The 16,877-nt window shown below is 65.1% G+C and carries 21 protein-coding genes; 7 read left to right on the forward strand and 14 right to left on the reverse strand.

Going from position 1 to position 16,877, the window contains the following annotated elements; genetic code table 11:
* The 9 genes from AYJ57_RS06750 to AYJ57_RS06790 form a co-directional block, all read right to left on the reverse strand.
* Positions 1–1,113 (reverse strand): murein hydrolase activator EnvC family protein, encoded by a 1,113-nt coding sequence (locus AYJ57_RS06750; RefSeq protein WP_066102965.1) that lies wholly within the window; start codon positions 1,111–1,113, stop codon positions 1–3.
* Positions 1,110–2,627 (reverse strand): 2,3-bisphosphoglycerate-independent phosphoglycerate mutase, encoded by a 1,518-nt coding sequence (gene gpmI, locus AYJ57_RS06755; protein ID WP_066102968.1) that lies wholly within the window; start codon positions 2,625–2,627, stop codon positions 1,110–1,112. The genes AYJ57_RS06750 and gpmI overlap by 4 nt, the downstream gene beginning before the upstream one ends.
* A gap of 83 nt (positions 2,628–2,710) precedes the next feature.
* The gene (locus tag AYJ57_RS06760; protein ID WP_066102970.1) at positions 2,711–3,991 is read right to left on the reverse strand and encodes a TRAP transporter large permease; all 1,281 of its coding nucleotides are present in this window, start codon (positions 3,989–3,991) and stop codon (positions 2,711–2,713) included.
* Entirely contained in the window at positions 3,991–4,488 is a 498-nt protein-coding gene (locus tag AYJ57_RS06765; protein WP_066102973.1) for a TRAP transporter small permease, read from the reverse strand. The genes AYJ57_RS06760 and AYJ57_RS06765 overlap by 1 nt, the downstream gene beginning before the upstream one ends.
* A 97-nt stretch (positions 4,489–4,585) precedes the next feature.
* Positions 4,586–5,590, reverse strand: coding sequence for a TRAP transporter substrate-binding protein (locus AYJ57_RS06770; protein WP_066102976.1), 1,005 nt, complete (start codon positions 5,588–5,590; stop codon positions 4,586–4,588).
* 238 nt (positions 5,591–5,828) lie between these two features.
* A complete protein-coding gene (locus tag AYJ57_RS06775; protein ID WP_066102979.1) occupies positions 5,829–6,083 on the reverse strand; it encodes a DUF6455 family protein in 255 nt (84 codons plus the stop codon).
* Between the two features lie 3 nt (positions 6,084–6,086).
* On the reverse strand, positions 6,087–6,416 hold the full coding sequence (locus AYJ57_RS26325) for a DUF6455 family protein (protein ID WP_237220205.1): 330 nt from the start codon (positions 6,414–6,416) through the stop codon (positions 6,087–6,089).
* Positions 6,417–6,420: 4 nt separating this feature from the next.
* Positions 6,421–6,678: a DUF6455 family protein gene (locus AYJ57_RS06785; RefSeq protein ID WP_066102981.1), complete on the reverse strand. Its 258-nt coding sequence runs from the start codon at positions 6,676–6,678 to the stop codon at positions 6,421–6,423.
* Between the two features lie 91 nt (positions 6,679–6,769).
* Positions 6,770–7,480 carry a M48 family metallopeptidase gene (locus AYJ57_RS06790; RefSeq protein ID WP_066102984.1) on the reverse strand — a complete coding sequence of 237 codons (711 nt, stop codon included), beginning with the start codon at positions 7,478–7,480 and terminating at the stop codon, positions 6,770–6,772.
* 242 nt (positions 7,481–7,722) lie between these two features.
* Between AYJ57_RS06790 and AYJ57_RS06795 the strand changes: the two genes are divergently transcribed.
* The gene (locus AYJ57_RS06795; protein WP_066102986.1) at positions 7,723–7,968 is read left to right on the forward strand and encodes a hypothetical protein; all 246 of its coding nucleotides are present in this window, start codon (positions 7,723–7,725) and stop codon (positions 7,966–7,968) included.
* On the opposite strand, the gene AYJ57_RS06800 is transcribed toward AYJ57_RS06795, so the two are convergent.
* Positions 7,969–8,226, reverse strand: coding sequence for a DUF167 domain-containing protein (locus AYJ57_RS06800; protein ID WP_066102988.1), 258 nt, complete (start codon positions 8,224–8,226; stop codon positions 7,969–7,971).
* A 151-nt stretch (positions 8,227–8,377) separates the two neighbouring features.
* On the opposite strand from AYJ57_RS06800, the gene AYJ57_RS06805 reads away from it, so the two are divergent.
* The gene (locus tag AYJ57_RS06805) at positions 8,378–8,956 is read left to right on the forward strand and encodes a nitroreductase family protein (RefSeq protein ID WP_066102991.1); all 579 of its coding nucleotides are present in this window, start codon (positions 8,378–8,380) and stop codon (positions 8,954–8,956) included.
* Positions 8,953–9,654: an EI24 domain-containing protein gene (locus tag AYJ57_RS06810; RefSeq protein WP_066106803.1), complete on the forward strand. Its 702-nt coding sequence runs from the start codon at positions 8,953–8,955 to the stop codon at positions 9,652–9,654. The genes AYJ57_RS06805 and AYJ57_RS06810 overlap by 4 nt, the downstream gene beginning before the upstream one ends.
* Before the next feature lie 19 nt (positions 9,655–9,673).
* Here the strand turns inward: AYJ57_RS06810 and AYJ57_RS06815 are convergent, their stop codons facing one another.
* Both AYJ57_RS06815 and mce read right to left on the reverse strand, forming a co-directional pair.
* Positions 9,674–9,967 carry a DUF1467 family protein gene (locus tag AYJ57_RS06815; protein ID WP_066102995.1) on the reverse strand — a complete coding sequence of 98 codons (294 nt, stop codon included), beginning with the start codon at positions 9,965–9,967 and terminating at the stop codon, positions 9,674–9,676.
* Positions 9,968–9,976: 9 nt separating this feature from the next.
* Positions 9,977–10,381 (reverse strand): methylmalonyl-CoA epimerase, encoded by a 405-nt coding sequence (gene mce, locus AYJ57_RS06820; protein ID WP_066102998.1) that lies wholly within the window; start codon positions 10,379–10,381, stop codon positions 9,977–9,979.
* A 212-nt stretch (positions 10,382–10,593) separates the two neighbouring features.
* Between mce and AYJ57_RS06825 the strand changes: the two genes are divergently transcribed.
* The 4 genes from AYJ57_RS06825 (at position 10,594) to AYJ57_RS06845 (ending at position 14,032) form a co-directional block, all read left to right on the forward strand.
* Positions 10,594–11,313, forward strand: coding sequence for a response regulator (locus AYJ57_RS06825; protein WP_066103002.1), 720 nt, complete (start codon positions 10,594–10,596; stop codon positions 11,311–11,313).
* 97 nt (positions 11,314–11,410) lie between these two features.
* A complete protein-coding gene (locus AYJ57_RS06830) occupies positions 11,411–11,887 on the forward strand; it encodes a hemerythrin domain-containing protein (RefSeq protein ID WP_066103005.1) in 477 nt (158 codons plus the stop codon).
* Between the two features lie 112 nt (positions 11,888–11,999).
* A protein-coding gene (locus tag AYJ57_RS06840) for an IS3 family transposase (protein WP_157373999.1) occupies positions 12,000–13,126 on the forward strand; the annotation gives its coding sequence in 2 pieces (ribosomal slippage) (positions 12,000–12,264 and positions 12,264–13,126; 1,128 coding nt in all).
* A gap of 273 nt (positions 13,127–13,399) precedes the next feature.
* On the forward strand, positions 13,400–14,032 hold the full coding sequence (locus tag AYJ57_RS06845) for an MT-A70 family methyltransferase (protein ID WP_066103008.1): 633 nt from the start codon (positions 13,400–13,402) through the stop codon (positions 14,030–14,032).
* 214 nt (positions 14,033–14,246) lie between these two features.
* Here the strand turns inward: AYJ57_RS06845 and AYJ57_RS06850 are convergent, their stop codons facing one another.
* Positions 14,247–14,978 carry a BglII/BstYI family type II restriction endonuclease gene (locus AYJ57_RS06850; protein WP_066103011.1) on the reverse strand — a complete coding sequence of 244 codons (732 nt, stop codon included), beginning with the start codon at positions 14,976–14,978 and terminating at the stop codon, positions 14,247–14,249.
* A 5-nt stretch (positions 14,979–14,983) separates the two neighbouring features.
* Complete coding sequence (aspS, locus tag AYJ57_RS06855) at positions 14,984–16,765, reverse strand: aspartate--tRNA ligase (RefSeq protein ID WP_066103014.1); 1,782 nt, start codon at positions 16,763–16,765, stop codon at positions 14,984–14,986.
* Positions 16,766–16,877: the final 112 nt, after the last annotated feature.

Consider the following 16,877-nt stretch of genomic DNA (forward strand, 5'->3'; position numbering starts at 1 on the left):
TCATCCCTTGTCGCTGGCGAACCATTCTAGCGGGTCCACGGGGGCGTCGCCCTCTCTTACCTCTATATACAGGGTTTCCGTGCGTCCAGCGCCGGAACCTTCACGTGACAGTGACGCGCTGTCAGATGCCGCATCGCCCATCAACCCCACCGGCGCGCCCTCGGGCAGGATCTCGCCGGTTTCGGCATAGCTCTCGTCCAGTCCCGCCAGCACGAACAGCAGGTCGGGCTGCGGCTCGAGAATGGTCACCAGCCCGTAATCGAGCAGCGGGCCAGAGTAGCGGACGGTGGCGGCGGTGGGTGTGGTGACCAGCGCCTGCGGCAGGGTCGCGATCACGACGCCGGGGCGTTTGACCCCCGCCGCATCCGCCTCATTCGCGCCGCGCAGCACCTGCCCGCGCACCGGCAGTTCCAGCGCGCCCTTCTGCTCATCCACCGGCGGCAGCGAGTTCGGCGCCTCGTCCGAGGTGATCTGCGCCAGACCGGAAGCGAACCCATCGAGCGTCTCGGTGGCCGAGATCAGGATCGCGGTGCGCACCGGATCCTCGGTGAAGCGTTTCGGCAGATCGGTGCGGTCGGCCACGGCCTGACTAAGCTCGGTGCGGGCCTGCTGCACGCCTGCCAACCCCTCGCGCAGCGTCTGCGCCGCGTTTTCCTGCAGCGCGCGCAACTCGGCGACCTCGTTGAGATCAGAGCGCAGCGCCTTGGCCTCCTGCGCCAGTCCCGGCGTCACCGAGGCCAGCAGCATCCCCGCCCGCGCCGAGCCCACCGGCCCCGCCGGATGCAGCAGCGCCTCGGGGGCGGCGGTACTGCCGAGGCTCGACAGCGCACCGAGAAGCTGCGCGATCTCCTCATCCTGCGCCGCAAGACGGCGGCTCAGTTCGGTCTCACGCACGGCGGCCTCGCGCAGCCCGTCGCGCAGCGCGGCGAGCCCGTCCTCATAAGCGGTGACGGTCTGGGTCAGTGCCCGCACCCGGTCGCGCGAGCCTTCGGCGGCATCAAGCTGCACCGAGGCTTCTTCCAGCGCCCGCGCCGCCGCCCGTGCGGCATCGCCGGGGGCCTGCGCCAGCGCAGGGCTCGCCAGAAGGCAGAGGATCAGCGCGGCGGCTCTCATTTGTCGATCAGGCTCTTCCCGGTCATCTCTTCGGGCTGCGGCAGGTTCATCAGCTGCAGCAGCGTCGGCGCGACATCGGCAAGGATGCCGTCATGCACCGTCGCACCCTCGGGCCCACCGAAGAGGATCACCGGCACCGGGTTCGTGGTATGCGCCGTGTGCGGCCCATCGGTCGCGTCGTCCCACATGGTCTCGCAGTTGCCGTGGTCGGCGATGACCACCATCGCGCCGCCGACCTTCTCGAGCGCCGCGACCACCTTGCCAAGACCCTCGTCCACCGCCTCGCAGGCTTTGATCGCCGCATCGAGATCGCCGGTGTGGCCGACCATGTCGGGGTTGGCGAAATTGGTGACGATCAGGTCATAGCCCTTCTCGATGGCATCGACGAAGCGTTCGGCCACTTCGGGCTCGGACATCTCGGGCTGCAGATCATAGGTCGCCACTTTCGGCGACTTAGGCATGAAACGGTCCTCGCCCTCCTCCGGGGTCTCCTTGCCGCCGTTGAGGAAGAAGGTGACATGCGGGTATTTCTCGGTCTCGGCGAGGCGGAACTGCTTGAGCCCCTGCTTGGCCACCCATTCGCCCAGCGTGTTGACGATCACCCGCTTGGGGAAGGCGGTGGTCATGTACGCGTTGTGCTTGTCGGAATATTCGACCATCCCGAGCAGCGCCGAAAGCTCGGGCGTCTCACGCTCGAACCCGTCGAAGTCGGGCGCCGCGATGGCGGCGAGGATCTCGCGCGCGCGGTCGGCGCGGAAGTTGAGGCAGAAGAAACCGTCGCCCGCCTTCAGCCCCTCATAGCCGCCCACGACGGTGGCGGGGATGAACTCGTCGGTCTTGTCCTTGGCGTAACTCTGGCTGACGGCGGTCACGGCATCGGGCGCGCTCTCGCCCTCGCCCTTGATCATCGCGTCATAGGCCGTCTCGACGCGCTCCCAGCGGTTGTCGCGGTCCATGGCATAGTAGCGGCCGATCACGGTGCCGATGCTGGCGCCTTCGGGCAGGCTACCCGCAAGGTCCTTCATGAACCCCTCGCCTGACTTCGGCGCCACGTCGCGGCCATCGGTGATCGCGTGCAGCACCACCTCGAGCCCCTGATCCACCAGCAGCTTCACCGCCGCCTTGATGTGCTCGATATGCCCATGCACGCCGCCATCCGAGACCACGCCCATCAGATGCGCGCGGCCGCCCGCGGCTTTCACCGTGGCGGCGAAGTCCAGAATGGCCTCGTTCTTGAAGAAGGACCCATCCTCGATCGACAGGTCGATCTGGCCCAGATCCATCGCCACCACCCGGCCCGCGCCGATGTTGGTGTGACCCACTTCCGAGTTGCCCATCTGGCCCGACGGCAGGCCCACGTCCGGCCCGAAGGTGATCAGCGTGGCATGCGGGCAGGTTGCATAGAGCTTGTCCATGGTCGGCGTCTTGGCCAGCGCCGGGGCGTTATACGCCGTCTCGTCGCGCAGGCCCCAGCCGTCGAGGATGGTCAGGACAACGGGTTTCGGAGTGGTCATGCTGCAACGCCCTCATGCTCTCAATGTCACGAGCGGTGTAGCAGCCCGGCGCGGCGATGTGGAGAGCCGCCGCGCCGAGAGGCTCAGCCGAAGATCAGTTTCGGCACGAAGAGCGAGATCTGCGGCAGGTAGGTGATCAGCAGCAGCACGATCACGTTGACCACCACGAAGGGCCAGACCCCGGCGATGATCTGCGTCACCGGTTTGCCCAGCGTCGAGGAGGCCACGAAGATGTCGAGCCCGAACGGCGGCGTGATCATCCCCAGAGAGATGTTCAGCGTGACGATCATGCCAAAATGCACCGGGTCGATCCCCAGCGATTGCGCCACGGGAAAGAGCGGCGGCACAAGGATCAGCATGGCCGAGTTCGGGTCGATGAACATGCCCGCGATGAAGAAGCACAGGTTGGCGACCATCAGGAAAGTGATCCAGCCCGCGTCCACCGAGTCGAGCAGCGAGATGATCCCGTTCGGCACCTGCGCCAGCGTCACGAAGAAAGAGATCAGCCCGCCCATCGCCAGCAGCACGAAGATGATCGCGGTGTTGATCGCGCTGCGTTCGGTGATGGTGAAGAGGTCGCGCCACGTCAGGCTGCGCAGGATGACCGCCTCGACCACGATGGCATAGACCACGCTGACCGCCGCTGCCTCGGTCGGGGTGATGATGCCTGAGTAGATGCCGCCCAGAATGATCACCGGCATCCCCAGCGCCCATTTCGCCTGCCAGATGGCACAGAGCCGCTCGGACCACGGCATGCGCGGCTCGCGGGTGACGCCGCCCTTGCCCGCTTCCAGCCAGACAAAGAGCGCGAAGGCGAGGCCGAGCACGATGCCCACCGCCAACCCGCCCGCGAACAGCCGCGAGATCGACGTGCCGGTCATCCAGCCGTAGACGATGAGGGTGATTGACGGCGGGATCAGCAGCGAGGTCTCGGCGCTGGCAACCAGCAGGCCAAGGCTGAACTTGTCGGAGTAGCCTGCCCGCTTCATCTCGGGGTAGACCATCCGGCCCATGGCCGCGACGGTGGCCGGGGCCGAGCCCGAGACCGCGCCGAAGGCCATGGAACCGCCAACCACCACATGTCCGATGCCGCCGCGGGTGTGGCCGACGAGGGCCTTGACCACGTTGACCAACTGCGCGGCGATCTGCCCGGCGCCCATCAGGTTGGCGGCAAAGATGAAAAAGGGGATGGCCAGCAGCGTCGTATGGTCGATGCCGCCGACGATCTTCTGCACGATCGCCGGGTCGGGCAGGCGCGCGTAGAACATCTCTTTGTAGGCCAGCGCGGGCACACCGAGCACCAGCAGCATCTCGAACCCGGTCAGCAGCAGCGCGACCGCAAGGAGGATGATCAGGATCAGCATCACTCAACCTCCGCCTGCGCCGCGAAGCGGTCGATCACGCCAAAGAGGCTCAGCCCGTAGCGCAGCGCCAGCAGCAGAAAGCCGATGACCGGCGCGAGGTAGATCAGCCCCATCGGAATGCCGAGCGTCGGCGAGGTCTGGCCGGATTTGAGCACGAACTCAACCATCTGCACGCCCAGCCACGCCACATAGAGCGAGAACAGCAGCCCGACCGTGTCGATCAGGCGCAGCAGCCAGCGCCGCGCGCCCTCGGGCAGCTTGTCGCGCAGGTTGGTGATGCCCACATGCTTGCCCCGCTCCAGCGCGAGACCGAGCGCGAGGAACACCAGAAACAGGTTCATCAGCCGCACCGCTTCCTCAATCCAGGCAAAACGGCTGGCCATGGTGCCGCCAAACTCGCGCATTACCACCGAGCCGAAGAACAGCGCCACCATCAGCAGGAACAGCGCCACAAGGATCGTGCGCTCGACCCTTCGCAGCAGGTTGAGGAATGTCATGGGCGATCTCCGGATGCGGCTTGCAAAGAGGCGCCCGGAGAACCGGACGCCTTGTAAGGTCTTGGAACTTCTGGATGTGCGCCGAGGCGCAGGGGGCTCACTCGGCCGCCGCCTCCTCGTAGGCCGCGAGCAGCGCCGCGCCGGCATCACCGGCCTTGGCGAGATAGGCCTCGGAGGCCGGGCCCCAGGTCAGCTCGCGCAGCTCGGCGCGCTCTTCGGGCGCTGCAACGCGCACATTGGTGCCAGCCGCTTCGATCACTTCGAGCGCCTCGGCAACCGCCGCTGCCTTATGCGCGGTCAGCTCGGGGATCACCTCGGCAAAGGCACCTTCGATCACGTCCTGATACTCGACCGGCAGGCTGTCCCAGAACATCGGATTGAACAGCACCACATCTTCCATCGCGCCGTGATCGGACACCACGAGGTTCTCCTGCACTTCGTAGAACTTCATGTTCTTGATGGTGTCGAGCGGGTTCTCTTCGCCGTCGACGACGCCGGTCTGCAGCGAGGTGTAAAGCTCGCCGAAGGGCAGCGCGATGGCCGAAGCGCCAAGCGCGTTGAACTGTTCGATGAGGATCGAGCTGTCCATCACGCGGAACTTCTGGTCGGCAAAATCGGCAAGGTTGTCGAGCGGCTTGTTCGAGGTGAACTGCTTCTTGCCGTTGGGCCAGAGCATCAGCGCCACCATGCCCTTGTCGGCGAAGGTTTCCAGCAGCGCCTGACCGAAGGGACCGTCGCGCAGGGCCTGCGCCTCGGCGGCATCCTCGGGCAGCAGATAGGGGATATCGAGGATCGAGACCGCCGGGTTGAAACCGCCGAGGAAGGCGGCGGGGGCCACGGTGCCCTCGATGGTGCCAAGCTGCACGCCTTCGTTCATCTGGCGCTGGTTGCCCAACTGGCCCTGCGGGAAGATCTGCAGTTCGACCGCGCCACCGGTCCGCTCTTTGACCAGCTCCGCCACCTTCTCGAGGTGCACGTGACGGCTCTGCGCCGTGCTCTCGAGATGGCCGATCTTGGCCACGAATTCCTGCGCCGAGGCGGCACCGGAAACAAGCGAAAGGGCGAGCGCGAGCGCGGCGCCGGCAAAGCGGGTCGTGACCATACGGGTGTTCTCCAGAAATTTTCGACGGCACTAGCTACCGGGCGGAGCGGGCGCAAGTCAAAGTGAACGCGCTGTGAGCGGCAGCGGTGGCGCGTAGCAGGTCGGCGGTGGGCAGTTTTTGGGCAGAGTTTTCGCGCTAAGATAAGCCCACGCATCCCCCGGCCAGAAAAAAGCGGCCCGCTTGCCAGGAAACGGGCCGCAGTCGGATGCACTCCCCTCTCAAAAAAGTGCACCTAGCTCAGTGAAGGCGCCTCAGCCGCGACAGCGGTCCTGCGATGCGGCAGCCCGGCGGCGGCGCCTTTGCAACATTATGCTGGACGGCCAGCCACTTCTCGCATTGCTCGACCAGCGCGCAGCCGCGGCAGGCGGCCACCATAACCTCGTAATCCTCGGCCCTCAGACGTCCCTCGCGCAGCGCCACGCTGAGGTTGACGCCCATGACCCGTGCCACGCTGCGGGTCATCCAGAAATGCCGCGCCGTGTCTCCAAGCATCGCTCACACCTCTTGGACGAGTTCACCCTGCAACGCCGCGAAAGTGCGGCTGTTCACGCAGTCCTCGGGGCAGGCCCGCGGCGCATCGCCCTCGGATCCGGCCTCCATCGGTTCGAGATGACCAAGCCAGCGGTCACAGCCCTCGGCCCAGAGGCAGCCCCGGCAACGCCCGACCATCGCGGCCCAGTCGCTCTGCGGCAGCAGCCCATGATCCTGCGCCGCCACCAGATCAACGCCGGTGGCGCGGGCCATCCGCTGCACGCGCCAGAAATGCGCGCGCTCATCACCCAGCGGCATCGGGCGCGGACCGCGTTTCATGCAGGCAGAGATCATCGCCTTACCTCCCTGCAAGCTGCTGGAAGAGATCGGCGTTGCGGCAATAAGAGGGCGTGGCCTCGGCCTTGCCCTTCTGCGCCGCGATCCAATGTTCGCAGGTATCGGGATGGGTGCAGCCGGTGCAGGCAAACACCGCATCCTCCAGCGCGCTGAAGCTGAGCTTGCCGCGCATCATCTGCTCTTCAAGATCGACCCCCACAGCGCTTGCCATATGGTCGACCAGCGCGGCGTGGCGTTTGAAATCCCTTGCTCCGGGCATGGCATATCTCCCCGTTGTTCGGCCCTGATGGCCGTTTCCTCGGGGTGATCCTATCAAAGGCTGCCGCTGCCGCCCTTGATGCACATCAACGTCAGACCCCGCCGCCGGCCTGAACCGCCGCGACAGTGCGGCGCACGGCGTCGATTCGCGCGGAATTCGGCGGATGGGTGCCGAGGAAGCGGTTGCCGGGATCGGGCAGACGCTCGAAGAACCGGGCACCGCGGATCGGATCGAAGCCCGCGCGCATGGTGATCACCGTGCCCAACTCGTCCGCTTCCAGCTCATAGTTCTTGGTGAACGTGCGCGCACCGACAGAGGCGCCGAACTCTTCGGCGCTGCGCACCGAAGCCTCGTCGGCACCGGTCATCGCGGCGATGCCCGAGAAGATGATCGCACCGATGGCGGCATCTTCCTGCACCCGGTCGAGATGGCCAAGAATATGATGCGACGCCTCATGCCCCATGACGAAGGCCAGCTCGTCAGCATTCTGCGCCTCGCGGATCAGCGCGAGGTTGAATGCCAGCACCGGGCGGCCCTGACTGTCGCGGGTCTGAAAGGCGTTGGGTTCTTCGTCCGGGCGGTCGTCGACCACGATCAGGAAGTCGCAGTTCGACCCTTTGTAAGAGATCGACCGGCACTGCTGCTCGGCCACCGGCTCGACGCGGTCCACCACGTCGACGAATTGCTGCGCCGCGCGCGATCCGGTCCCGGCAAGCGGATCGCCGCCCCCGGGCACCGACGAGATCGGCACCGCCGTACAGGCAGAGATCAGGACAAACAGAAGGGGCAGAATTCGGCGCATGTGGCGGCTCGCTCCGGGTCTGGACATAAGGTCACGATAGGGGCCACCGGCGGGGCGCGCCAGTGCAGCCGTCAACAGATGGCAGCATTGTGCCTTAAACGTATCGCCCCAATGCCGCCGGCTCCATGCAGGCTGGGCTTTGCACCGCTCAAAGGCCTGCCCAGCCTCGCTTACGCAAGTTTCCGTGACGCGACCAAAATTCCGGATTGTCTGCCGATGCATTACGCGTCTAGGCTGAGACCATGTTCAGTATCGAGCACGAATTCGACGCCACCGTTGTGACCCTCGTGGACGAGGGCGAACCGCATCTTCAGGAAGACGTGGTCGTCTCGAGCTTTGAGGAATGCGTCACGGTCGAGCAATATGACCCGCGCACCGACAAGGTGAATAAAATCACCCTTTCGATGACGCAGATGCGCGACCTCGCCGCCGCGATCAGCCTTCCCGAGGGCGTCTATACAAGGCAGGGCAGCGACACCGACGAGTGATCAGCCCTCGACCCGGAAGGCCTTGTCGCGCGACGTCGCGCCGCGGATCAGCGTCAGCCGGGATTTTGGCACCCCCAGCGCCTTTGACAGCAGCTTGACCACAGCGTCATTCGCCTTGCCGTTCTCCGGCACGGTGGTGACATAGACGCGGATCTGCCCATCCTCCTCGCGGACCTCGTTGCGCGAGGCCTTTGGGGTCACGCGGACCTCCAGCACCGCCCCGGGCGCGGCGAGATGGGTGAGGTCGGGTTTGGCCATGACGGGGGCTCCTCGCAGCTTTTCCGCTCTTCCTATCAAGTCATCGCGCCGGGCGCATCCCGCGCCACACCCGGGCTCGGCGCGCATCGCAACCGGTTGAAACCGCGCCGCCAAAGGCAGACATAGGAGGCGACTGAACGAGGAGACGGCGATGCCCACCCCCAATCCGCAGGCCATGGACTTCCTGCTCAGCCGGCGCTCGCGCCCGGCCAAGACCCTGACCGGCCCCGCACCCGACCGCGAGGCGCTGCTGCCGCTGCTCACCGCCGCCGCGCGCACGCCGGATCACGGCAAGCTGGAGCCGTGGCGCTTCATCGTGCTGGAGCGCGGTGCGCTCGACCGGCTGGCAGCTGCCGTCGGCCCGCGCGCAGAGGCGCTCGGCGTGGACCCGGATCAGGCCGCAAAGGCACGCGCCGCCTTCGCCGACAGCCCGCTCTGCGTGGCGGTGATCGAGGTGCAGAAAGAAAGCCCGAAGATCCCGCCGCTCGAACAGACCTATTCCGCCGGTGCCGTCTGCCTCGCGCTGCTCAATGCCGCGCTGGCCTCGGGCTGGGGGGCCAACTGGCTGACCGGCTGGGCCTCGCATGACCGCGGGTTCATTGAGGAAACGCTGGGGCTCGCCGCAAACGAAAGCGTCGCAGGCTTCATCCATATCGGCACCGAAACCTCGGCCCCGCCGGAGCGCCCGCGCCCCGACCTAGACGCGATCACCACATGGATGGACGCATGATCCCGGCGTCTTTCCTCGCCGCCATAGGACAGATCGGCGACGCGCGCTTCCGCTCGGTGCTGATCAAAGGGCTCGGCCTGACGGTCGGGCTCTTCGTGCTGATCTATTTCGTCTTCGTCACCGCCGTGGGCTGGCTGGTGGGCGACACCGTTACCCTGCCGTGGATCGGCGATGTGACATGGGTCGACACCGCGATCAGCTGGGGCGCGGTGCCGCTGATGCTGCTGCTGTCGGTGGTGCTGATGGTGCCGGTGGCCTCGGCCATCACCTCATTCTTTCTCGACGACGTGGCGCAGGCGGTCGAAGACCGGCATTACCCCGCGCTCGGCCCCGCCATGGAAGTGAGCTGGGGCGAAGCGCTGCGCGACACGCTGAGCTTTCTCGGTGTGATGATCGCCGCCAACCTCGTGGCGCTGGTGCTCTACGTGCTGTTTGCGCCCTTCGCGCCCTTCATCTTCTGGGGGCTGAACGGCTTTTTGCTGGGGCGGGAATATTTCACGCTGGCCGCCATGCGCCGGGTCGGGCGCGAACAGGCCGCCGTGCTGCGCCGCCGCCATCTGCCGACGATCTGGGTCGCGGGCGTGCTGATGGCGCTGCCGCTTTCGGTGCCGCTGGTGAACCTGCTGATCCCGATCCTCGGGGCGGCGACATTCACCCACATCTATCACCGGATCCACGGCGAACGGCCGGTAGGCTGAGGGCTGAGGGGCTGGCGGCTCAGTCGCCAGCCGTCACCGGCGGCCCCATGCGGTTGAACATCCAGCTGTCGATGTCGCGCACGCTGATCATCCCGCTGAGAATGATCGAGGCGAAGATCGCCCATAGCACGGCAGAGATCCCCGTGGTGATCCATGCCTTGCGCTTGAGGTTGTGCACCTCCGGGCTGCCCGCGTGGGTGCCCGGCACCACCTCGCCGACGTCGCCTTGGGTCTTCAGCCGCAGGGGAATCACGCACAGGAAGGTCATAAACCAGATGACTGCGAAAAGAACGATGCCCGATGTGATCGCCATGATGCGCCCTCAGACCTGTTCCAGCTCGACCAGCGTGCCCTGAAAATCCTTGGGGTGCAGGAACAGCACCGGCTTGCCATGCGCACCGATCTTCGGCTCGCCATTGCCCAGCACCCGCGCGCCCTGCGCCTTCAGATGATCGCGGGCTGCAAGGATGTTATCCACCTCGTAGCAGACATGGTGAATGCCGCCCGAGGGGTTCTTGTCGAGGAACCCCTTGATCGGCGACTCGTCTCCCAGCGGATAGAGCAATTCGATCTTGGTGTTGGGCAGTTCGATGAACACCACCGTCACGCCGTGGTCCGGCTCATCCTGCGGCGCGCCGACCTTTGCACCCAGCGTGTCGCGGTACATCGCCGAAGCCGCCTCCAGATCGGGCACGGCAATGGCGACATGGTTGAGACGACCGATCATGACACTCTCCCTCGAATCCTCGCGTCGCCCGGTTATCGCGCGCCCGAGCCCCCTGCCGCAAGCGGGTGCGTCCATTAACCGCCCATTAGCTACGGCGCGTCAGGATGGCCAAGACCACCAGTGAGTATCTGCGATAGTGCCAGCAGCGAGCGTGACCTAGAGGGACAGTGACTATGAGCGACAACCATGAGTGCCAGCCATGAGTGCCAGCCATGAGTGACAGTGACCGCCTCCCGCCACAACCTCCCCGCCCCACCGCGACCCGACCGTTGCTGGGGATGACGCTGCTGGCGGTGGAAGACAGCCGCTATGCCTGCGACGCATTGCGCCTGATGGCGCTGCGCAGCGGGGCCCGCATCCGCCGCGCCGATTGCCTGCAGGCCGCGCGCCGGCACCTGTCTCTCTACAGGCCGACCATCGCCGTGGTCGATCTTGGCCTGCCGGACGGGTCGGGCGCCGAGCTTATCAAAGACCTCGCCGAACAGAGCCCGCGCCTGCCGGTCCTGCTGGGCACCAGTGGCGATCCTTTCGCCGAACCCTTGGTCGAGGCTGCGGGCGCGGACGGGTTCCTCGACAAACCCCTGCACAGCCTGCTGCACTTCCAGAACGCCATCATCGCGGCGCTGCCGCCCGGTCGCCGACCCGGCGGCATCAGGCTGGTGCCCGATGATCCGATCCGCCCTGATCCTCTCGCGTATCAAGACGATATCGCCCATGCGGCAAGCCTGCTCGACGGGATGCCAGCGCCGCAGCTTGCCGATTATCTGGCGCAATTCCTTGGCGGTTTGGCACGCAGCGCGGGGGATGCCGCGCTCGAGAGTGCCGCGGCGCATCTTGCCGAGGCCCGCTCAGAAGAGCGCCCGGTGGAGAGCGCATTGGCCCATTTGGCGCAGGTCCTGCGCGAACGGCTCGACAGGCGCATGGCGATCTGAGGTGATCGCGGGGAACCCCCGCCCCTCTTTCCGCGTTGCTGGGCCGAACACCTAGCCACGGAGCTAGTCACTCAGCCACCTGCACGCGGAGAGCCCCATGACCTCGATCTACGACGCCATCACCAAGGACCATGAACACCATCGCACTCTGCTGGACCGCATCGACAAGACCGAGGGCGACAGTCCCGAGCGGCGCGAAGCTTGGGGAGAGTTCTACCGCGAGATCAAATCCCATTCCGCCGCCGAAGAGGAAGAGTTCTACTCGGCTCTGATGAAAGAGACCTGGGGTCAGGACGCCGCCCGCCACTCAGTGCATGAGCATGCCGAGATGGATGAAATCCTCGAAGAGCTGAACGAGATGGATATGTCCTCTTCGGGCTGGCTCACCCGTTTCCGCACGCTCAAACATGATTACGAGCATCACATGGAAGAGGAAGAGGACGAGGTTTTCACCCGCGCCCGCAAGGTCGTCGGTGAGGAAGAGAACGACGCCTACGGCAAGCGGTTCCTCACCCGCAAGGAAAAGGAACTTGGCCTCATCGAGAAGAAGAAGGCCGATCACCTCGAAGACTGAACGCAAGTCTTTGAGGCGCCATTCGGGGGTGTGACTGAGCCAGCCCCTTTGAAGTGGTCCACCCACGAAGCCTGAAATCCGATAGGATTTCGGCGAACAGGAGGACTACGGAATGGCTGGAAAGCGTGAGAAGCCGGAAGACATTGTCACCAAGCTGCGTCAGGTCGAGGTGTTGCATGGCCAGGGCCTGTCGATGGCCGATGCGGTGCGGCAGATCGGGATATCGCAGCATACCTTTTACCGGTGGCGGAAGCAGTATGGTGGGATGAACCGGGCACAGTTGTCGCGGCTGAAGGAACTCGAGAAGGAGAACCTGAGGCTGCGGCGGGCGGTATCTGACCTGACGCTCGAGAAGCTGATCCTGACCGAGGCTGCCCAGGGAAACTTCTAAGCCCTTCGCGCCGCCGCGAATGCGTGGAGCATGTGCGCCAGACACTCGGCATCTCCGAACGCCGGGCCTGCCGGGTGCTCGGCCAACACCGCTCCACGCAGCGCAAGCCACCACAGGGCCGGGAAGACGAGGCGCGGCTGACCGCCGACGTCATCGATCTGGCCCGGGAGTATGGCCGCTACGGCTACCGCCGGGTCGCCGTGCTGCTGCGGCGTGCCGGCTGGCAGGTGAACCACAAGCGGGTGGCGCGCATTTGGCGGCGCGAAGGGCTCAAGGTCCCACACAAGCAGAAGAAGCGCGGCAGGCTCTGGCTGGACGATGGCTCTTGCGTGCGGCTGAAGCCCGAGCACCCCAACCACGTCTGGTCCTACGACTTCGTGCAGGACCGGACCAGTGACGGCCGGACCTACCGGACGCTCAACATCCTCGATGAATATACGCGGGAGGCGTTAATGATCCGTGTCGACAGGCGACTGAACTCCACCGATGTCCTGGACGCCCTGACCGATCTCTTCATCCAGCGCGGCCCGCCGCGGTTCATCCGGTCCGACAACGGCCCGGAGTTCATCGCGCAGAAGGTGCGCGACTGGATCGAGTTGGTGGGGGCGAAGACCGCGTACATCGAGCCGGGGTCACCCTGGGAGAACGGTTATTGCGAGAGCTTCAACAGCAGGTTCAGGGACGAACTCCTCAATGGCGAGGTCTTCTACTCGTTGAGGGAGGCGCAAATCCTCATCGAACAATGGCGAAAGCACTACAACACCGCTCGGCCGCATAGCGCTCTTGGATATCGGACACCGGCACCGGAGACTTTCATCCCCATAGATCGAAGGCCGACCATGCATTAGCATTTAACCCGGACCACTCGATGGGGTCAGCTCAGCAAGGAAAAGGAACTTGGCCTCATCGAGAAGAAGAAGGCCGATCACCTCGAAGACTGAACGCAAGTCTTTGAGGCGCCATTCGGGGGTGTGACGCTGCGGCGTCGCGCCCCTTTTTCGTGTACGATCTGCATTCAAGCTGTTCCATTTTTGTTCGCAATGCCGCACAACGCGCAAATGCGCCATGCAAGCCACGAAAGCCGCGTGACAAGGGGGCGTCTGGAAGGCTATATTTCGGTAATGACACAAAGCGCAGCGCAACATTTGTCCGAGTTTCTGGGGGATGATCGGTTTGGGACCGTCATGGCGGATCCGCCGTGGCGTTTCACCAATCGCACCGGAAAAGTCGCCCCCGAACACAAGCGCCTTGCGCGCTACCCCACGATGACGCTCGAGGATATCTGCGCACTGCCGGTGGCCGACCACCTGCAGGATATGGCGCATTGCTATCTTTGGGTGCCCAACGCGCTGCTGCCCGAAGGCCTGCAGGTGCTGAGTTCCTGGGGCTTCGAGTATAAGTCGAACATCGTCTGGCACAAAATCCGCAAGGATGGCGGCTCTGACGGGCGCGGCGTGGGCTTCTACTTCCGCAATGTGACCGAGCTGTTGCTCTTCGGCACCCGCGGCAAGAACGCGCGGACCGAAGCGCCGGGCCGCCGTCAGGTCAACATGATCCAGACCCGCAAGCGCGAGCATTCGCGCAAGCCGGACGAGCAGTACGAAGTCATCGAGAGCTGCTCGAAAGGCCCGTATCTGGAGATGTTCGGCCGCGGTGTGCGTGAGGGTTGGACGGTCTGGGGCAATCAGGCCGACGCCGACTATAAGCCGACGTGGAAGACCTATTCCTACAACTCGGGCGTCGCGGCGGAGTAATCCGCGGCGCGACGCGAGCCGGGCGAGCGCTGGCCCGTGGGGTGGCGCTGCGACGGCTGTGGTCTGCGCTTTATGCCAGCCAAATCCGCGCGACCCCCGAACGCCGTGCTGAAATGACAAAGCGCCAGCCCGTGGGGACGGGCCAGCGCTCGCCCGGCGGCCTTCGGCCTTGTTCCGGGCGGATCAGCACTTCGATCCCAGAAAAATCCGGCCCCTAGCCCTGAAGGATCGCGTCCGGCAGACCGATCAGCACCAGCGGGCAGGGATTGCCGACGCCGCGGCGCACGCGTTCTTCGAGCTTTGACCAATGGGTGGTGGCGGTGCCGAATTTGTCGGCGACGAACTTGCGCGCAAAGGCTTCGGGGAACGTCATGCCCTTGGCCACCTGCGCCTCGACCGCAGCGCGCTGCTTGGCGGTGCGATCGCCGATGCCGAGCCGCTGCAGGTCTTCTTCCGACTGCAACCCGTTCGCTTCCAGCCAGCTGCGGATGCGCGGCAGCATGCGGTCCTGCAGCGTCGAGCCACGCGTCACCACGATCCCCAGCGAGATCGCCGACTGCGCGTGCAGACGCTGGAAATTCTCGAGATCGCGGTCGAAGAAAGGGTCCTTGTTGTTCCACTCGATCTCGAGCGCCAGCCGCCCAGCCCCGGCGCGGCGCACGTGGTCGATCTCATGCGAGATCGAATCGCGCTCCACACCGTCGACGATGGTCTGCACAAGGAAGTTGTGCTTCTCCCAGCCACGGGCGCTGAGCGCGCGCCGCAAGCGCTGGGTCTGCCCCGACTCGCCGCCGCCACCGGCGATCAGCTCGGAAAGTTCGATACTGAACTCCGAAAGCGTCTCGACCAGTTCGGCGGTTTCTTCGGGGAAGTCGACGCTCAGAATCGCCGCGGCATGGTTGCGCACTTCGACATCGAAGCCGCGGGATCTGAGCGTCTCGAGCATCTGGATCACTCCTGCGGGATGACCCGCAGCGACAGTTCCATCAGCTGGTCCGAGCTGGGCTCGGAGGGGGCCTGCATCATCAGGTCTTCGGCGCGCTGGTTCATCGGGAACATGATGACCTCGCGGATGTTCTGTTCATCCGCCAGCAGCATTACGATCCGGTCGATACCCGCAGCGCAGCCACCGTGCGGCGGAGCGCCGTAGTGGAAGGCCTGATAGAGCGCGCCGAAGCGGCTCTTCACTTCTTCCTCGCCGTAACCAGCGATCTCAAAAGCCTTCAGCATGACGTCGGGCTTGTGGTTCCGGATCGCGCCCGAGACCAGCTCGTAGCCGTTGCACGCAAGGTCGTACTGGAAGCCGCGCACGTCGAGCGGATCGCCGTTGAGCGCGTCCATCCCGCCCTGCGGCATCGAGAACGGGTTGTGCTCGAAGTCGATCTCGCCGCTCTCCTCGTCCTTCTCGTAGATCGGGAAGTCGACGATCCAAGCAAAGGCGAAACGGTTCTCGTCGGTCAGCTTCAGCTCGGCACCGATCACGTCGCGCGCCTTGCCCGCCACACGCTCGAAGCTCGAGGGCTTGCCGCCGAGGAAGAAGGCCGCGTCGCCCACATCCAGACCAAGCTGCTGCCGGATCGCCTCGGTGCGCTCGGGGCCGATGTTCTTGGCGAGCGGGCCTGCAGCTTCGATGCCTTCGCCCTGATCGCGCCAGAAGATGTAGCCCATGCCGGGCAGACCCTCTTTCTGGGCAAAGGCGTTCATCCGGTCGCAGAACTTGCGCGAGCCGCCGGTGGGCGCGGGGATGGCGCGGACCTCGGTGCCTTCCTGCTCGAGCAGTTTGGCGAAGATCGCGAAGCCCGAGCCGCGGAAGTGCTCGGAGCAGTCCTGCATCTTGATCGGATTGCGCAGGTCGGGCTTGTCGGTGCCGTACCACAGCGCCGCGTCCCGATAGGAGATCTGCGGCCATTCGGAGGGCGCATCAACGTTCCGGCCACCGCCGAACTCTTCGAAGATGCCCGCGATCACCGGCGAGATCGTGTCGAACACGTCCTGCTGGGTGACAAAGCTCATCTCCATGTCGAGCTGGTAGAAGTCGGTGGGCGAGCGGTCGGCGCGCGGGTCCTCATCGCGGAAGCAGGGCGCGATCTGGAAGTATTTGTCGTAGCCCGACACCATGATCAGCTGCTTGAACTGCTGCGGTGCCTGCGGCAGCGCGTAGAACTTGCCCGGGTGCAGACGCGACGGCACGAGGAAGTCGCGCGCGCCTTCGGGCGAGGACGCGGTGATGATCGGCGTCTGGAACTCGCGGAAGTTCTTGTCCCACATCCGGCGGCGGATCGAGGCGACCACATCCGAGCGCAGGGTCATGTTGCGCTGCATGCTCTCGCGGCGCAGGTCGAGGTAGCGATAGCGCAGGCGGGTCTCTTCCGGGTACTCCTGCTCGCCGAACACCATCAGCGGCAGTTCGTTCGAGGCGCCCAGCACTTCGATCTCGCGGATGAACACCTCGATCTCGCCGGTGGGCAGCTTGGGGTTCACCAGCTCGGGATCGCGGGCTTTCACCTCGCCGTCGATGCGGATGCAATATTCGGCGCGGACCTTCTCGACATCCGCGAAGGCGGCGCTGTCGGGGTCACAGAGAACCTGCGTGATCCCGTAGGTATCGCGCAGGTCGATGAACAGGATGCCGCCGTGATCGCGAATGCGGTTCACCCAACCGGAGAGGCGGACGGTTTCGCCGACGTTGGCGTTGGTCAGATCTGCGCAGGTATGGCTGCGATAGGCATGCATGGGTCTTGCCCTTCGGAAACTGCTGGAAAGTTAGGCGCCGATACACCGCTAGAGCGTGGGGAAGTCAAGGGACGCCACTTGGATTTGCCATATTTCGTTCGTGTTGTAACGT

This window comes from Salipiger sp. CCB-MM3 (genome assembly GCF_001687105.1).
Classification (GTDB): Bacteria; Pseudomonadota; Alphaproteobacteria; order Rhodobacterales; family Rhodobacteraceae; genus Salipiger.

Bases quoted from the DNA above. Each gene is read 5' to 3' on its own strand.
- AYJ57_RS06850 (WP_066103011.1), bottom strand. From the start codon at position 14,978: ATGCTCGAGACGCTCAGATCCCGCGGCTTCGATGTCGAAGTGCGCAAC.
- AYJ57_RS06790 (WP_066102984.1), bottom strand. From the start codon at position 7,480: ATGCGCCGAATTCTGCCCCTTCTGTTTGTCCTGATCTCTGCCTGTACG.
- AYJ57_RS06785 (WP_066102981.1), bottom strand. From the start codon at position 6,678: ATGCCCGGAGCAAGGGATTTCAAACGCCACGCCGCGCTGGTCGACCAT.
- AYJ57_RS06845 (WP_066103008.1), top strand. From the start codon at position 13,400: ATGACACAAAGCGCAGCGCAACATTTGTCCGAGTTTCTGGGGGATGAT.
- AYJ57_RS06800 (WP_066102988.1), bottom strand. From the start codon at position 8,226: ATGGCCAAACCCGACCTCACCCATCTCGCCGCGCCCGGGGCGGTGCTG.
- AYJ57_RS06810 (WP_066106803.1), top strand. From the start codon at position 8,953: ATGATCCCGGCGTCTTTCCTCGCCGCCATAGGACAGATCGGCGACGCG.
- aspS (WP_066103014.1), bottom strand. From the start codon at position 16,765: ATGCATGCCTATCGCAGCCATACCTGCGCAGATCTGACCAACGCCAAC.
- AYJ57_RS06765 (WP_066102973.1), bottom strand. From the start codon at position 4,488: ATGACATTCCTCAACCTGCTGCGAAGGGTCGAGCGCACGATCCTTGTG.
- AYJ57_RS06825 (WP_066103002.1), top strand. From the start codon at position 10,594: ATGAGTGACAGTGACCGCCTCCCGCCACAACCTCCCCGCCCCACCGCG.
- AYJ57_RS06760 (WP_066102970.1), bottom strand. From the start codon at position 3,991: ATGCTGATCCTGATCATCCTCCTTGCGGTCGCGCTGCTGCTGACCGGG.
- AYJ57_RS06750 (WP_066102965.1), bottom strand. From the start codon at position 1,113: ATGAGAGCCGCCGCGCTGATCCTCTGCCTTCTGGCGAGCCCTGCGCTG.
- AYJ57_RS06795 (WP_066102986.1), top strand. From the start codon at position 7,723: ATGTTCAGTATCGAGCACGAATTCGACGCCACCGTTGTGACCCTCGTG.
- AYJ57_RS26325 (WP_237220205.1), bottom strand. From the start codon at position 6,416: ATGATCTCTGCCTGCATGAAACGCGGTCCGCGCCCGATGCCGCTGGGT.
- gpmI (WP_066102968.1), bottom strand. From the start codon at position 2,627: ATGACCACTCCGAAACCCGTTGTCCTGACCATCCTCGACGGCTGGGGC.
- AYJ57_RS06815 (WP_066102995.1), bottom strand. From the start codon at position 9,967: ATGGCGATCACATCGGGCATCGTTCTTTTCGCAGTCATCTGGTTTATG.
- AYJ57_RS06805 (WP_066102991.1), top strand. From the start codon at position 8,378: ATGCCCACCCCCAATCCGCAGGCCATGGACTTCCTGCTCAGCCGGCGC.
- AYJ57_RS06830 (WP_066103005.1), top strand. From the start codon at position 11,411: ATGACCTCGATCTACGACGCCATCACCAAGGACCATGAACACCATCGC.
- mce (WP_066102998.1), bottom strand. From the start codon at position 10,381: ATGATCGGTCGTCTCAACCATGTCGCCATTGCCGTGCCCGATCTGGAG.
- AYJ57_RS06770 (WP_066102976.1), bottom strand. From the start codon at position 5,590: ATGGTCACGACCCGCTTTGCCGGCGCCGCGCTCGCGCTCGCCCTTTCG.
- AYJ57_RS06775 (WP_066102979.1), bottom strand. From the start codon at position 6,083: ATGCTTGGAGACACGGCGCGGCATTTCTGGATGACCCGCAGCGTGGCA.